The following is a 14,510-nucleotide window of genomic DNA, read 5'->3' on the forward strand; positions in this document are numbered from 1 at the left end:
TGAAATGATACGAATTGGATCAGGAGCTGGTTTTGCAGGAGATCGTATTGAGCCAGCAGAAATATTAGTGGAGCAAGCAAATTTAGACTATTTAGTATTAGAATGTTTGGCAGAAAGAACCATTGCTTTGGCGCAAAAAAGGAAAAAACAAGATGCACATACTGGATATGACGTGCTGTTAGAAAAACGAATGAGATCCTTGATACCAAAGATTTCTGGGAAAAAAGTGAGGATTATTACGAATATGGGCGCGGCAAATCCTATAGCCGGAGCAAATAAAATAATTGAAATTGCAAAAGAGTTGAATATAACCTTAAAAGTTGCCGCTGTAACAGGAGACGATACTTTGACTAAAATTTCTCCTGATGATTTAGCTTGGGAAACGGAAAAACCATTAAAAGACCATGGACAAATAGTTTCGGCTAATGCGTATATAGGTGTAGATGCTCTATTGGACGCCTTAACATCCGATGCACAAATTATTATCGCAGGTCGAATTGCAGATCCGTCCTTGTTTTTGGCACCCATGATTCATGAATTTAACTGGTCAGTAGATGATTATGACTTACTAGCTAAAGGAACGGTAATCGGACATTTATTGGAATGTGCTGGCCAACTAACAGGTGGATATTTTGCAGATCCAGGAAAAAAAGATATAAAGGATATGGCGAATTTAGGATTTCCTTTTGCGGATATATTAGCTGACGGCTCGGCGACGTTCAGTAAAGTAGAGAGTACCGGCGGACAAATCACGCTTCGTACAGCTAAAGAGCAATTACTATATGAAGTGGTTGATCCAAATGCCTATATAACCCCCGATGTTATCGCAGATTTTACTTCGGTAAAACTAGAGGAAATATCTGAGGGGCTGATAAAAGTAGATGGTGCAGTAGGACTTCCTATGCCACAAAAGTTAAAAGTAAGTATCGGCTATGAAGCTGGATATATTGGAGAAGGAGAAATCTCTTACGCAGGTCCCAATGCAACGGCAAGGGCTAGTCTAGCAGGCGACATTATTCAAGAAAGAATTGGTCACTTATTTGGTGAATTTCGGGTTGATTTAATTGGAGTGAATGCTTGTCACCGAAATAGCTTTCGAGAGTCAGATCCTTATGAAGTGCGTTTAAGGGTTGCCGGAAAAGCAAAATCGATGGCAGAAGCTGCGATAATAGGAGAAGAAGTAGAAGCACTTTATACGAATGGTCCAGCAGGTGGTGGCGGTGCGAGGAAAGTGGTAAATGAAGTGATTGGTGTAGTTTCTACTTTTATAGATCGAGACCAAGTCCGCTACCAAACCCAGTTGAAGGAGTATGTAGCAAATGAAACTTTATGATATTGCACATTGTCGAACAGGGGATAAAGGGAACTCTATTACGTTATCTGTCATCCCTTATGAAGAGTCTAATTATGAATTTTTAAAAGAGAGATTGACTGCAGATGTTGTAAAGCAGCATTTAAAAGGAATTGTAGAAGGGGAAGTAAAAAGATACGACGTTGAGAACATTCAGGCGCTCCAGTTCGTCTGTTCCGAAGCTCTGGTAACAGGGGTCACTACTTCTTTAACACTAGATACACACGGGAAGTCGTTAAGCTTTGCTTTGTTAGAGTTAGAAATAGATTGATAGGAAAGTTTGCAATTTAAAAAGAAGGGGCAACGGATTTCTTTCCGCTGCCCCTATATTTATGAAACTCAAATACTTATTTCCTTCCGCAAACTAGAGGATGGAATATTGAGTTCTTCACGATATTTACTGATTGTTCGTCTAGATATATTGATTCCATTTTCTGTATTTAAATAATCGGCTATTTTTTGATCGGATAATGGCTTTGTTTTGTTTTCATTTTTTATGAAATTGGCTAAAAGCTCCTTTACCTCAGTTTGGGAAATAGAGCTTCCGTCTGCTGTTTCTAACTTGGATGTAAATAATGACTTGAGATCAAATGAGCCACGTGGTGTCTGGATGACTTTGTGCATCGTTGCTCGACTTATGGTGGATTCATGCATATCAATTTCCATTGCGACTTCTTTTAAGGTCAGTGGCTTTAAGGAACTATACCCTTCTGTAAAAAACTTTCTTTGCTTTTCTAGCAAGACTTTCACTATTTTCAATATCGTAGAACGCCGTTGCTCAATACTACTTAACAACCATTTATATTGAGTGTATTGATTGTTTATGTATTTGGATGTTTCATCCTTTTCTTGAAGCAATCCTGCATATTCATTGTTAAAGTGAATCTCAGGTAAGTAACCATCATTTAAATAATACGTGAAATTGCCTTCTTTATATTCCACAATGATATCTGGATTTACATATTCTATGGAATCATTAGAGCAACTGAAACTTGGTTTTGGATCAAGTGCTTGAATGAAATCGTACATTTCCTTTACATCTGCCAAAGAAATTTTCATAAGCCGTGCAATTTCATTCCATTTTCTATTTGCTAATAAATCAAAATGATCTTCAAGTAAAGCTTGAACTAATTTTTCTTCTGGAAACTCATACATTACTTGTAAGATCAAGCATTCTTGCAAGCTTCTAGCTCCAATTCCAACTGGTCCTATCTGTTGGAGAAGATGAATACCTCTTTCTATTGCTTTCTCGTTAAAAGGGTCTTGATCTGTTATATGAAAATAGCCGTTATCGTCTAAATTATAAATGATATGGTAAAGAAGTTGCTGATCCTCTTTCTTTTTATAATATAACTTAGCTTCCTGGTATAGCTTTTCTCTCTTACATATATCTCGACCTTTTACATAGTCAATAAGTTGTTTAGTTGAACTGGAGGATACGTTTCTAGTGGACTTTTCAACCGATGAAAAATCCTTCGAATGTTCTTCAAGCTCTATTAGTGGATTTTCTAATTCCTTTTCTTTTATATATTGATAAAGATCATAAGTGGAGTATTGTAATAATTCAATGGCTTGCCTTAACTGAAAAGTCATCGTTAAACTTTGTTCTTGTCTTTGATTGAGAACGAGTTCCATAGTTATCCCCCTCATAAAATCTTATTGGTTTGAAAGCGTTTTCTTTTATTTATTACCTATTATACTACGGAATTATTTGATTGGCGATCCAAAAATAGAATATTTTTAATAGTATGATATAGTTTATTTTATTTGAAAGAGAGTATAAAAAGAAAATGGAGCGAGGCGATTTTGTTTGCCTAGCTCCATTAGAATCATATTAACCTCTTTTACGCTTACGAACCATTAAGAAAATACCAAACAAAACGCCTATAAATGACATGATGGAAATAATGAAATAAAACGAATGGCCACCTAGTTCATGATAGATATATCCTCCAGCGTACGACGCGATTATACCGGACAATCCAAAGAACAAAAGCGCAAGAACGGTTTGGCCTGTAGCTCTCCATTCTTTCGGCATGATTTGGTATAAATATTGGATTGCGGCAGTATAAAAAATAGGGAATGTCACCATTTGCAATATTTGAACCGCGGTTAGCAGCAGCGGACTGTCGACAAAGGCAGATGCTAGGAAACGGACAAAATAGAAAAATGTCGCAATCGTAATCATCTCAAGCTCTTTACCTTTTCGAAGCCACCAGAAACTTAAAGCAAAAATAACAATTTCACTAGTGGCAGATAGGAAGAAAGTAACCCCTACTAATGAAGCGTCACCACCGAGTGCTAGCATATGAATTCCTAAAAATGTATCATTCATACGTGCTGGAACGGAACTAATAAATACTAAGAGTAAAAATAATAGCATTTCTTTATTTGATAATACTCGTTTAAGTCCGGCCATTGTGATTGGTTTCGATGAAGCTTGAACGTTTGGCATAAACCAAATAATGCCGAATGATATAAGGCCTAGCAAAACAAATAGTATCGCAATGCTGCTCATACCAAAATGATCCATAGCAAAGCCAGCGATTAATGACAAAACAGCATAACCGAGTGCCCCATATGTACGAATGGAGCCATAGCTGATGCGAGCCATTTCGGAAACCGTGAAATTCAAGCTCTCCGTCAATGGATCGAGAGGCATAAGGAAAAAATAAACGAACAATGCCAAAACAACAAGCAATACATAGCTATCTACGTTAAACAAAAAATAACCCGAAACAGCAGTAAAACAAACGAGCACTAGCATTACTTTACGAATTGTTTTCGTTTTATCACTTATAAAGCCCCATAGCGGTTGTGCAATTAGAGTCACAAAACCACCAGTTCCAACGATTAAACCTATCTCACTAGCCGATAATCCTTGTTGTCCTAAATATACTGGTAAAAAAGGAATAAAGAGTGCAAGCAAGCCGAAAAATAAAAAGTTATATCCTTTTAATAAAACATGTACTTTCAAATGAATTCTCCTTACTTAGTACGGAAATGATTCCTTTAATTGTATCTGACTATGGTAGTGAATAAAATATTCAGAAGGGATATCATAGCATATTTAACTAACTTATAGAATCGTAAAGAGGAAAAATCCTTCCTTATAGAGAAAATGAATAATAAGCAAATTTGGAGGTCACATGATGAGTAATATAGATAAAAGAAATCGTTTGGATGAAAAACCATTTAGTTATCAAATTACAAAAGATGATACAGTTTTCATCTTATTTCACGGAAAACGAGTGAAAACCTTAAAAGGCAAGGAGGCAGAAAAATTTTTAGAAAGAATTGAAGAGGCCGCAGACAAAAAAGAAGAGCAATTAGTTATAGCGAAAATTACTGGGAACTTTAAACGTGGAAATGAGCGAAGAAAGTAGAGGATGTAGAATAGAATGTTGAGAAAATATGGGAATCGTTCAGATTGGAAACGAATTATTCAAAGGGAGTATGCACAATCTTACGTTGTGTCAAAAGATTTTACAGGATACATTTCTCTTTTAAATCTACTTCAAGTTACTGAGCCGCTTTGGGTGCAATACGAAGAAAAGAAAATTTGTATAGTAGATAATGATTATACATGGCTACAGCATTTTCCGTTGGGGAGAAATTATTCTGTCACTACGATGTTTGATGCTAGGGGGGAAATCGTGCAATGGTATATCGATATCTGCCATGAGGTAGGTTTAGAGAATAATATTCCGTGGATGGATGATTTAATTCTAGATATTGTTGTTTTACCTTCCGGAGAAGTATTTCAATTAGATGAAGAGGAATTAGAGGAAGCGCTTGAAAGCGGTAGTATCAATCAGAAGATGTATGATTTAGCAAAGTATGAAGCTGCTAGGATTACTACTTGTTTAAAGGAAGAACAATTTAATCTACTTGACCTTTCAAAAATTCATAGAAAAGTTTTAGAAGGACAGTTGAAAAAGGCGGAAAATGGGCATGCGTAAAGTAGTGGTAGAAGCGTATTTAGCAGATTGGAAGGATAGATTTGAGGAAGAAGCAGTATTGCTTAAAACGATTTTTGGAACCGAAATTCAACGGATTCATCATATTGGAAGCACTTCGGTTGATGGATTGAGTGCCAAACCAATTATTGATATGATGCCAGTAGTTCGGGATATTTCAAAAATTGATCACTTTAATAAGGCAATGATTGCTAATGGGTATGAACCAAAAGGTGAAAACGGTCTTCCTGGCAGAAGGTATTTTCAAAAGGGAGGTAATGATCGGACGCATCATGTCCACATGTATGAAGTTGGCAATCCCGGGATTGAAAGACATCTTGCTTTTCGAGATTACTTGAATACACATCCAAATGTTAAAAAGAAGTATGGTGATTTAAAAGAATCGTTAGCTAGGCAGTTTCCATACAATATTGAATCGTATATTAATGGAAAAGAGCAACTAGCATCGGGAATTGAACGAGATGCACTTAGATGGTATAAAGCTGCTGATAAAAGTGAGCGGACACAATAATTTTTTGTTCGTATGTTTTTAGTATCAAAAGAAATCGAGTTATCAATTAAATTGCTAAACGGGAGGTAAATATGTTAACGAATCTACTCACAAAACTGTTAAAGATAGACTATCCGATCATTCAAGCGCCAATGGCAGGAGGAATTACTACTTCCAAATTAGTAGCCGCTGTTTCAAATAATGGTGCACTTGGGATGATTGGGGCCGGATATTTAAGTCCTACCCAATTACAGGAACAAATTCGGGAAGTAAAGGAACTGACATCCAAATGCTTTGGAGTTAACTTATTTGTGCCGAACGATTTTCAGGTAATGGAAGATGAAATAGATAAAGCAAGTAAGCTATTGCATAAATTCCAAGCCCAATTAAACATTGAAAATGAACAAAGCGTGATTCCCAATAAGGATGATGCATTCGAAGAATACAATGAGCAAATTAAAGTCATCATGGAAGAAAAAGTACCCATTTGTTCCTTTACTTTCGGTGTTCCTTCTATTGAAATTATTTCACAATTAAAGCAACATGGAATCATTTTAATAGGTACTGCTACATCAGTTGTGGAGGCAAAAGCTATTGAAAAATTAGGGATGGATGCGGTTGTAGTGCAAGGAAGTGAAGCAGGGGGACATAGGGGTAACTTTATAAGTAATCATGAGGAAAGCTTAGTTGGTTTAATGTCGTTGATTCCACAAGTTTCAGACCATGTCTCAATACCAGTAATTGCGGCTGGAGGTATAATGGATGGAAGAGGGTTATTAGCTTCTTTATCCTTAGGAGCAAAAGCAGTTCAAATGGGTACGGCCTTTTTAACTTGTGAGGAAAGTGGTGCGCATCCAGTTCACAAAGAAGCAATTTTACAAGCGAAAGATGAAGATACAATTTTTACCCGTGCATTCTCTGGTAAATGGGCAAGAGGTATTCAAAACAAATTTACAACCGAAATGCAAAAGCTCGAGGCGGATATCCTGCCATTCCCAGTCCAAAATACATTCACTCAATCGATTCGAAAAGCTTCATCCTCACAAAATAATAAAGATTTTATGTCGCTTTGGTCAGGTCAAAGTCCAACACTAGCAAAAAATGAAACAGTAGAAATGCTCATACAACGAATTATTAAACACGCCGAAAAAGGATGATTTAGATGGTTAACAACCTTACAAAAATGAAGATAGCAAAGCCAGCAAGTGAAGTATTTGAAGCATTCGTAGATCCAACAAAAATCGGGAACTTTTGGTTCTCCTCAAGCTCAGAAAGATGGAAACAAGACAGAACAATTACGCTAGAGTATAAAGAATATGATGCAATTGTTGAAATTCTAGTAATGGAAATCATGGCCAACAAAAAAATCGTGTTTCAATGGGGTGAACCAGGACAAGAACGTACTGTAACGATTTTGCTAACAGATCAAGATGGCTTGAGTACGATAGTGGAAGTAAGCGAGGAAGGTTTCAAAGAAGATGATTCAGATTTTCTCAACCAGCTTATTGACAATAAAGAAGGTTGGGTATTTATGCTAACCTGTTTAAAGGGCTTTTTGGAGTCTGGTGTGAGTACATTAAGAACTGGCTTAGCAAAGTAATGAAAAACAAATAAATCTATTAAGAAAACGCCTGAAGTAAAATAAGTCATTTTCTTCAGGCGTTTTTTCTTGAATATAATGTCACCATGCTTCAGCCTCCTCGTCGCTTGCGCTCCTGCGGGATAAATCAAACTTATTCATAGGTTTCCTAACTATTAAATTCCAATAAATAGTTTAACACGACAAACTAGCCTCTGAACACGACAAAGTCATACTTGAAAGCGACAAAACAGAGTGCGAACGTGACAAAACCAAGCAAGCGAAAGCTTTTTGTAAAGTAATCCCAAATAACGTTCATCCATATCGGCGTCTCACTCCAAGTAAACTAGTTTTATGAAAATTGGTTGCTCTCACGGGTAATTTGGTTGCTTTCGACAACTGTTTGATTGCCCTTAACCATTTATTGGGTATATTTATTCTACAACTAACTAATTGGCGGGATTTAGTGCGCCGAAGCGGCGAGTCACTCGCCCGGCGGAAAGCGAAGCGCCGCCTTGCAAAATTTCCTGTATCGTAGAGAGGCACTTTTATGCTATAATGCATAACACTCTCCCTTAGACAACTAAAACCTTCTCTTATTCGCGAGTTTCATCGCTTTCCCAGTATTAGCAAAATGCCATTTGGTAATCGATTTCAAAAAATCGGCTCCATGTTTCAAATAAATTTTCGCTGCAATTTCATCGACTTTGCTGCTCGCTCCTTTAGGGATGGTCGTGCCAGCTATTTCTGTCAGACGATCCATTTCTTTTAAGAATGCATATCTTGCAATAATGGAAGCAGCTGCAACGGAAACATGTAATTGCTCAGCTTTTGTAGAAAATAGTACATTTTCACGAATAATTTCTTTTTCCGCTTTAATATGATTATAGTAAATACCGCGTTCTGCAAACTGATCGATTAATATATAGGCTGGTTTTTCGGGGGCCATTTTTTTTAATACATGTTTTAGCGCTTGGTTATGCATAAGTGCTTTTATTTTCCCTTGGGACCATCCACGACTTTGTATGTCATTATATTTTTCGTTTTTTAATACTAAAACACTATGTGTGAGTGTGGCCATTAAATCGGGAGCCATTTTCCGCATAATATCATCTGTCAGCATTTTGGAATCTTTCACACCTAGTTCTTTTACTAGCTCTACTTGATCTTCTCGAACATAACAAGCCGCAACAGTAATGGGACCGAAATAGTCACCAGTTCCTGTTTCGTCGGAACCAACGACAGAAGCGTTCTCAAATTGCTCAGGTAATGTATCTCCTTTTGTATTGCCGCTGAACACTTTTTCTACTTGTTTATTTGAAACTCCACTCCAAAGCGAAGCCTCTCTAGCTGCACCATTTCCTTGGAACATGACTTTACCAGATTTATAGACGGTGACTGCGGTATCTGCTAACTTAGCAGCAAAAACAACTCCAGGAGCTGATCTTTCTACTTTATATTTGGCATAATGCGCTTTGACTTTTTGGATTTCTTCGGGTTTCATCAATAATACTTCGTTTGACATTCGGTTGTTCCTTTCTTCACATCGTAATCTATTTCGTGTTATTATTGTAATTAGGATTTTTGCGGGGAGGGTATGACTTTGTCAGAACAGCAAAAAACGAGAATTTCTGTTGAAATATATGGGCAAACTTATAAAATGGTAGGCTCCGAAACTACTGGTCATATGCGTCTTGTAGCCTCCATGGTAGATGATAAAATGCGAGAGATACAAGCACATAATAGGCAGCTAGATATTCCAAAACTTGCGGTGCTTACTGCTGTGAATGCCGTAAACGATTACATAAAAGTAAAAGAGCAATTAGAATTACTAGAAGCTGAATTGAAAAAATTAAAGGACTGAAAAAATGTTAGATATTCTTATATTAATTTTATTAGTTGCCGGTTTGATCACCGGTGCAAAACGTGGGCTAATTGTCCAACTCATTCATATGACTGGTTTTATCATCGCACTTATCGTTGCGTACACTTATTATAAACCACTGGCAGACAAATTTGTTCTATGGATTCCATTTCCAGCAATTACGGCTGGATCGAAGCTGACAATTGCAGTAGAGAATTTGGAATTGGACCAAACTTTTTATCGTGTTATTGCTTTTGTTCTTATTTTTATAGCAGTGAAACTGGTTCTTCAGTTGATTGCGTCTATGTTTGATTTCTTGAAATATTTGCCAATTCTTGGCTTTGTCAGTAATCTTGTTGGGGCTGTATTAGGTTTTATCGAATTTTACTTTATCTTGTTTGTTCTATTATATGTATGTGCCCTGTTACCAATCGATTTTATTCAAAACTTAATATCGAAGTCCATCTTAACTGGGTGGATGTTGGAACACACGCCGATTTTATCGGAATTAGTGAAGAATTGGTGGTATATCTATATTGAAAAATGACTTCTCTCACTAGAGGGAAGTTTTTTTAGCTTCATTCAGTAGATGTAATAGATTTTCAAAAGGAGCTATTGTCATGGATAAAAAAACAATCATTAAAACATTAGAAAAAATTGCATTATATATGGAATTACAAGGAGAAAATTCTTTTAAAGTGTCCGCTTTCCGAAAAGCAGCACAAGTGTTAGAACTAGATCCGCGTAGCCTATCAGAGATGGATAACATATTAAAGCTAAAAGGAATCGGTGCCTCCACTGGTGCAGTTATTGAAGATTTATTAAATACAGGAGTTTCCTCCCTGCTAGTAGAGCTTCAACAAACAGTACCTAGTGGTTTGTTACCGATGCTGAAAATTCCAGGGCTTGGTGGCAAAAAAATTGCGAAGTTATACAAAGAATTACAAATCGATTCGATGGATGCGTTAAAATTAGCATGTGAAGCATGTAAAGTGCAAACATTAGCAGGATTTGCAGCGAAAACGGAAAAGAAAATTCTCGCAGAAATTGAGAACTTACAATCTAAACCAGAGCGTACTGCAGTATGGCAACTAGAACCAATTGTAGAAATGATCGAAAGCAAGCTAGCTGCTATACAGGCGATTGAACGATATTCGGTTGCTGGTTCATACCGAAGAGTTAAGGAAGCAAGTAAAGATATTGACTTTATCATAGCTACAAAATCCCCACAAGAGGTAAGAGAAGTACTTTTAAACGAACTACCAGTGTTAAAAGTAATTGCAGCGGGAGATACAAAGGTTTCTGTTACACTAGATGGAGAAAACGAAATCGACGTGGATTTCCGCTTAGTCCAACTGCATCAATATGCTTCTGCATTAAATCATTTTACAGGCTCGAAAGACCATAATATTAAAATGAGACAAATTGCAAAAGAACATGGTAAGAAAATAAGTGAATATGGTGTGGAACTTGAAGATGGTTCCATGCAGCATTTCCATTCTGAAGAGGAATTTTATGCATATTTCGACTTGCCATTTATCCCACCTACTGTTCGAGAAGATGGATCGGAGTTTTCAAAATTGGACCAATTACCATTACTCGTTACATTAGAGGATATAAAAGGCGATTTTCATATGCACTCCACTTGGTCGGATGGTGCCCATTCTATCGAAGAAATGGTGGAAGCTAGTCGAGCAAAAGGATATTCGCATATCGTAATTACGGATCACTCCGATTATTTAAAAGTAGCTAATGGATTGTCCAAAGAGCGGTTATTGAAACAAATCGAAACGATTCACGAATTAAAGAATAAATACTCGGATATTGAAATTTTTGCTGGAACTGAAATGGATATTCTTCCAGATGGATCGCTCGATTTTGAGGATGAGTTATTAAAACAATTGGATTTTGTCATTGCTTCCATTCATTCAAGCTTTAGTCAGCCGCAAGAAAAAATTATGGAACGACTATATAATGCAATCACAAATCCATATGTCCACATGATTGCTCATCCAACTGGAAGAATTATCGAGCAACGAAATGGATATAATCCAGATGTACCGACATTAATCGAATGGGCAAGGGAAAACGGAAAAGTATTAGAATTAAATGCAAACCCGTATCGACTTGACTTGCAAACAGAATATTTAAAGCTAGCACAAGAAAAAGGCGTGCCTATCGCGATCAATACAGACGCCCATCATATCGCTCAATTAAAATATATGGATATTGGTGTACGCTATGCACAAAAAGCATGGTTACACAAAGAAACAATTGTAAATACTTGGACGTTAGAGAAGTTTAAACAATTTATAAAGAAATAATGAGGAGGTGCCACAGTGATAGCTGAAAGAGCACTGAAAACGTTAGAATATTATAAAATACGAGAAGAAGTGGCGAAATATTGTACTTCTTCTGTAGGTAAAGACCATATAGACAAGCTAGTGCCTTCTGTCGATTTTGCTGAAGTAACGAAGCTTTTAGAAGAAATGGATGAAGGATTGTCTATTCTTCGTCTTAGAGGCAATGTACCGATGGGAGGAATAACAGATATCCGCCCACATGCAAAACGAGCGCAAATAGGTGGTATGTTAAGCCCAATCGAGTTAATGGAAACGGCAAGTACTATTCGTGCCAGTAAAATTTTACGTCAGTTTATAGAAAATGTAGCAGAGTCAGAAGATGTAGCGATTCCCCATTTTCTAGAGAAAAAAGAATCGATGCCTATACTGACCGCGCTAGAGCATGAGATAAATGATTGTATCGATGAAAACGGTGCTGTATTAGATAGTGCAAGTAGTAGCCTGCGTTCGATTCGTCAACAATTGCGTATTCAAGTAAGTCGCGTACGAGAAAAATTAGAAAGCTATACAAGAGGTGCAAATGCATCGAAAATGCTTTCGGATTCTATCATAACGATTCGAAATGATCGATATGTAATCCCGGTGAAGTCAGAGTACCGCAGTCATTATGGTGGGATTATTCATGACCAATCATCATCAGGTCAAACTTTATTTATCGAACCGTCAGCTGTTGTACAAATAAATAATGAAATCCGTAGTTTAAAGGTAAAAGAACAAGAAGAGATCGAACGCATATTGATCAAGTTGACAGCAGAAGTAGAAATAGTCGGCCATGACATCTTCTTATTAGTCAATATTTTAGGTGAAATAGACGTTGTTTTGGCAAAAGCTAAATATGGACAAGCAGAGAAATGTACGATGCCAATGATTAATAACGAGGGCTATATTCGTTTAGTAAAAGCAAGACATCCACTTATCCCAATGGACACTGCTGTTACGAATACGATTGAATTTGGAAAGGATATCACCTCAATCGTTATAACTGGACCAAATACTGGTGGTAAAACAGTAACGTTAAAAACGGTTGGACTTTGTACATTAATGGCGCAAAGTGGAATTCCGATTCCTGCGCTAGATGGATCTGAAGTAGCGTTATTTGAATCGGTATTTGCAGACATTGGTGATGAGCAGTCGATTGAGCAAAGCTTAAGTACTTTTTCATCTCATATGGTGAATATCGTAGACATTTTGAAAAAATATGATGAAAAATCCTTAATTATTTTTGATGAGCTTGGTGCAGGAACTGACCCACAAGAAGGAGCAGCCCTTGCTATATCTATTTTAGATGCAGTGCATGGAACTGGAGCACGAGTGATGGCTACAACTCATTATCCTGAACTAAAAGCGTATGGATATAACCGACCAGGTGTTGTGAATGCCAGCGTTGAGTTCGATGTGGAAACGTTAAGCCCGACTTATAAATTGCTAATAGGGGTTCCTGGACGTAGTAATGCTTTTGAAATTTCCGAACGACTTGGTCTACCGTCGTATATTATTTCTCAAGCGCAAACATACACGGGAGCAGATCGTGGTGAAGTCAATTCGATGATTGCCTCTTTAGAAGCAAGTAGAAGACAAGCCGAAAGAGATGCAGAAGAAACAGAAGAGCAGCTAGAAGAAGCAAAGCAAGTAAAAGAGGATTTAGAACAAAGGCTAGCAGAGCTAGAACAAAAGAAAGAGCAATTAGAGCAAAAAGCAAAAGACAAAGCCAAAAAGATTATAGAAGACGCTAGACGCGAAGCAGATGAAATTATCAGTGACCTTCGCAAAATGCAAGCGAATACGCATAAATTAGTAAAAGATCATGAACTAATCGATGCTAAAAAAAGATTGGACGCAGCACTTCCTTCCAATCCGGTATTAAAAAAACAAAAGAAATTAAACGAGCGTGCAAAAGAGTTAAAAGCTGGAGACGAAGTAAAAGTACTAAGCTTTGGACAAAAAGGTACCTTATTAGAAAAACTTTCTAAGTCTGAATGGTCAGTGCAAATAGGTATGCTAAAGATGAAGTTAGATGAATCTGATTTAGAATATATTAAACCGGAAAAGCAAAAACAAACTGTTTCTGTCAATGCAGTTCGTGGCAGAGATTCTCATGTGAAATTGGAGCTTGACCTTCGTGGAGAACGATATGAGGATGCGCTTATTCGAACAGAAAAATATTTAGATGATGCCATTTTAGCAAATTATCCTCGTGTTTCTATTATTCACGGAAAAGGAACAGGCGTATTAAGACAAGCCATTCAGCAGTATTTGAAAAACCATTCGCGGGTGAAAAACTACCGTTTTGGTGAAGCTGGAGAAGGCGGTCACGGGGTTACAGTAGTCGAATTAAAATAAAGTATAAAGAATTTGAAACTTCTTATCTATTCACACGTATAGTAAGGAAAATTTAAAGGGGTTTTTAGCATGTTGCTTTCTGGTTTTTGGGCAAACCCACTAGTGGAGTCAGCTGGTTATTTTAGTGTCGTTATTTTATGTTTAGTTGTTTCCATGGTTATATTTGAACTTGTTACAAAGTATAAAAACTGGGAAGAAATTAAAAAAGGGAATGTCGCTGTTGCAATGGCAACTGGCGGAAAAATCTTTGGAGTATGTAATATTTTTAAATATTCAATAGAACAGCACAATTCATTTTTTCAAATGATTGGTTGGGGATTATTTGGTTTTACTTTGCTAATCATCGCATACTGGCTATTTGAATTCTTAACCCCAAGTTTTAATGTGGATAAAGAAATAGAAAATGATAATCGCTCCGTCGGATTTATTTCCCTTATTATTTCCGTTGGCCTATCATTTGTTATAGGAGCGAGCATTTCATAGGAGCGATTGTAATGGAAAAATTGTCGAAAGTTTTAATTGCTGTAGGCATACTTTTTGTCC

The 14,510-nt window shown here is 36.9% G+C and carries 15 protein-coding genes; 12 read left to right on the forward strand and 3 right to left on the reverse strand.

Features of this window, described 5'->3' with window-relative positions; genetic code table 11:
• The first annotated feature begins 4 nt into the window (after positions 1 to 4).
• The gene (locus ACIP9W_RS00950; RefSeq protein WP_400785192.1) at positions 5 to 1,333 is read left to right on the forward strand and encodes an acyclic terpene utilization AtuA family protein; all 1,329 of its coding nucleotides are present in this window, start codon (positions 5 to 7) and stop codon (positions 1,331 to 1,333) included.
• On the forward strand, positions 1,320 to 1,622 hold the full coding sequence (locus ACIP9W_RS00955; protein ID WP_400785193.1) for an AtuA-related protein: 303 nt from the start codon (positions 1,320 to 1,322) through the stop codon (positions 1,620 to 1,622). Before ACIP9W_RS00950 ends, ACIP9W_RS00955 begins: the two co-directional genes overlap by 14 nt.
• 68 nt (positions 1,623 to 1,690) lie before the next feature.
• Here the strand turns inward: ACIP9W_RS00955 and rpoN are convergent, their stop codons facing one another.
• Both rpoN and ACIP9W_RS00965 read right to left on the reverse strand, forming a co-directional pair.
• Complete coding sequence (gene rpoN / locus ACIP9W_RS00960) at positions 1,691 to 2,986, reverse strand: RNA polymerase factor sigma-54 (RefSeq protein WP_400785195.1); 1,296 nt, start codon at positions 2,984 to 2,986, stop codon at positions 1,691 to 1,693.
• 199 nt (positions 2,987 to 3,185) lie between these two features.
• Positions 3,186 to 4,328, reverse strand: a complete 1,143-nt coding sequence (locus tag ACIP9W_RS00965) for an MFS transporter (RefSeq protein WP_400785197.1) — start codon at positions 4,326 to 4,328, stop codon at positions 3,186 to 3,188.
• 175 nt (positions 4,329 to 4,503) lie between these two features.
• Between ACIP9W_RS00965 and ACIP9W_RS00970 the strand changes: the two genes are divergently transcribed.
• Genes ACIP9W_RS00970 through ACIP9W_RS00990 form a run of 5 tightly spaced genes read left to right on the forward strand, consistent with a single transcriptional unit; the run spans position 4,504 to position 7,421 of the window.
• On the forward strand, positions 4,504 to 4,737 hold the full coding sequence (locus tag ACIP9W_RS00970) for a hypothetical protein (protein ID WP_400785929.1): 234 nt from the start codon (positions 4,504 to 4,506) through the stop codon (positions 4,735 to 4,737).
• 15 nt (positions 4,738 to 4,752) lie between these two features.
• Positions 4,753 to 5,313: a ribonuclease FAU-1 family protein gene (locus ACIP9W_RS00975; RefSeq protein WP_400785199.1), complete on the forward strand. Its 561-nt coding sequence runs from the start codon at positions 4,753 to 4,755 to the stop codon at positions 5,311 to 5,313.
• Positions 5,306 to 5,842 (forward strand): GrpB family protein, encoded by a 537-nt coding sequence (locus ACIP9W_RS00980; protein WP_400785201.1) that lies wholly within the window; start codon positions 5,306 to 5,308, stop codon positions 5,840 to 5,842. Before ACIP9W_RS00975 ends, ACIP9W_RS00980 begins: the two co-directional genes overlap by 8 nt.
• Positions 5,843 to 5,892: 50 nt before the next feature.
• On the forward strand, positions 5,893 to 6,978 hold the full coding sequence (locus ACIP9W_RS00985; RefSeq protein ID WP_400785931.1) for an NAD(P)H-dependent flavin oxidoreductase: 1,086 nt from the start codon (positions 5,893 to 5,895) through the stop codon (positions 6,976 to 6,978).
• A gap of 5 nt (positions 6,979 to 6,983) precedes the next feature.
• Positions 6,984 to 7,421 (forward strand): SRPBCC family protein, encoded by a 438-nt coding sequence (locus ACIP9W_RS00990; protein WP_400785203.1) that lies wholly within the window; start codon positions 6,984 to 6,986, stop codon positions 7,419 to 7,421.
• 562 nt (positions 7,422 to 7,983) lie between these two features.
• Here the strand turns inward: ACIP9W_RS00990 and rnhC are convergent.
• Positions 7,984 to 8,925 (reverse strand): ribonuclease HIII, encoded by a 942-nt coding sequence (rnhC, locus tag ACIP9W_RS00995; RefSeq protein ID WP_400785204.1) that lies wholly within the window; start codon positions 8,923 to 8,925, stop codon positions 7,984 to 7,986.
• A 78-nt stretch (positions 8,926 to 9,003) separates the two neighbouring features.
• On the opposite strand from rnhC, the gene zapA reads away from it, so the two are divergent.
• The 5 genes from zapA (at position 9,004) to ACIP9W_RS01020 (ending at position 14,450) form a co-directional block, all read left to right on the forward strand.
• Entirely contained in the window at positions 9,004 to 9,264 is a 261-nt protein-coding gene (gene zapA, locus ACIP9W_RS01000; RefSeq protein WP_282243823.1) for a cell division protein ZapA, read from the forward strand.
• Between the two features lie 4 nt (positions 9,265 to 9,268).
• Positions 9,269 to 9,811 carry a CvpA family protein gene (locus ACIP9W_RS01005; protein WP_400785206.1) on the forward strand — a complete coding sequence of 181 codons (543 nt, stop codon included), beginning with the start codon at positions 9,269 to 9,271 and terminating at the stop codon, positions 9,809 to 9,811.
• A 73-nt stretch (positions 9,812 to 9,884) separates the two neighbouring features.
• On the forward strand, positions 9,885 to 11,588 hold the full coding sequence (polX, locus tag ACIP9W_RS01010) for a DNA polymerase/3'-5' exonuclease PolX (protein WP_400785208.1): 1,704 nt from the start codon (positions 9,885 to 9,887) through the stop codon (positions 11,586 to 11,588).
• Positions 11,589 to 11,603: 15 nt separating this feature from the next.
• A complete protein-coding gene (locus tag ACIP9W_RS01015; protein WP_400785210.1) occupies positions 11,604 to 13,967 on the forward strand; it encodes an endonuclease MutS2 in 2,364 nt (787 codons plus the stop codon).
• Positions 13,968 to 14,036: 69 nt separating this feature from the next.
• The gene (locus ACIP9W_RS01020; RefSeq protein WP_093266761.1) at positions 14,037 to 14,450 is read left to right on the forward strand and encodes a DUF350 domain-containing protein; all 414 of its coding nucleotides are present in this window, start codon (positions 14,037 to 14,039) and stop codon (positions 14,448 to 14,450) included.
• Positions 14,451 to 14,510: the final 60 nt, after the last annotated feature.

It is taken from the genome of Psychrobacillus sp. NPDC093180 (assembly GCF_044754065.1).
Taxonomy (GTDB): domain Bacteria; phylum Bacillota; class Bacilli; order Bacillales_A; family Planococcaceae; genus Psychrobacillus.

What these genes read in the sequence shown, in the direction of transcription:
- ACIP9W_RS00950 (WP_400785192.1), top strand. Translation starts at nt 5, where the DNA reads ATGATACGAATTGGATCAGGAGCTGGTTTTGCAGGAGATCGTATTGAG.
- ACIP9W_RS00955 (WP_400785193.1), top strand. Translation starts at nt 1,320, where the DNA reads ATGAAACTTTATGATATTGCACATTGTCGAACAGGGGATAAAGGGAAC.
- rpoN (WP_400785195.1), bottom strand. Translation starts at nt 2,986, where the DNA reads ATGGAACTCGTTCTCAATCAAAGACAAGAACAAAGTTTAACGATGACT.
- ACIP9W_RS00970 (WP_400785929.1), top strand. Translation starts at nt 4,504, where the DNA reads ATGAGTAATATAGATAAAAGAAATCGTTTGGATGAAAAACCATTTAGT.
- ACIP9W_RS00975 (WP_400785199.1), top strand. Translation starts at nt 4,753, where the DNA reads ATGTTGAGAAAATATGGGAATCGTTCAGATTGGAAACGAATTATTCAA.
- ACIP9W_RS00980 (WP_400785201.1), top strand. Translation starts at nt 5,306, where the DNA reads ATGCGTAAAGTAGTGGTAGAAGCGTATTTAGCAGATTGGAAGGATAGA.
- ACIP9W_RS00990 (WP_400785203.1), top strand. Translation starts at nt 6,984, where the DNA reads ATGGTTAACAACCTTACAAAAATGAAGATAGCAAAGCCAGCAAGTGAA.
- rnhC (WP_400785204.1), bottom strand. Translation starts at nt 8,925, where the DNA reads ATGTCAAACGAAGTATTATTGATGAAACCCGAAGAAATCCAAAAAGTC.
- ACIP9W_RS01005 (WP_400785206.1), top strand. Translation starts at nt 9,269, where the DNA reads ATGTTAGATATTCTTATATTAATTTTATTAGTTGCCGGTTTGATCACC.
- polX (WP_400785208.1), top strand. Translation starts at nt 9,885, where the DNA reads ATGGATAAAAAAACAATCATTAAAACATTAGAAAAAATTGCATTATAT.
- ACIP9W_RS01020 (WP_093266761.1), top strand. Translation starts at nt 14,037, where the DNA reads ATGTTGCTTTCTGGTTTTTGGGCAAACCCACTAGTGGAGTCAGCTGGT.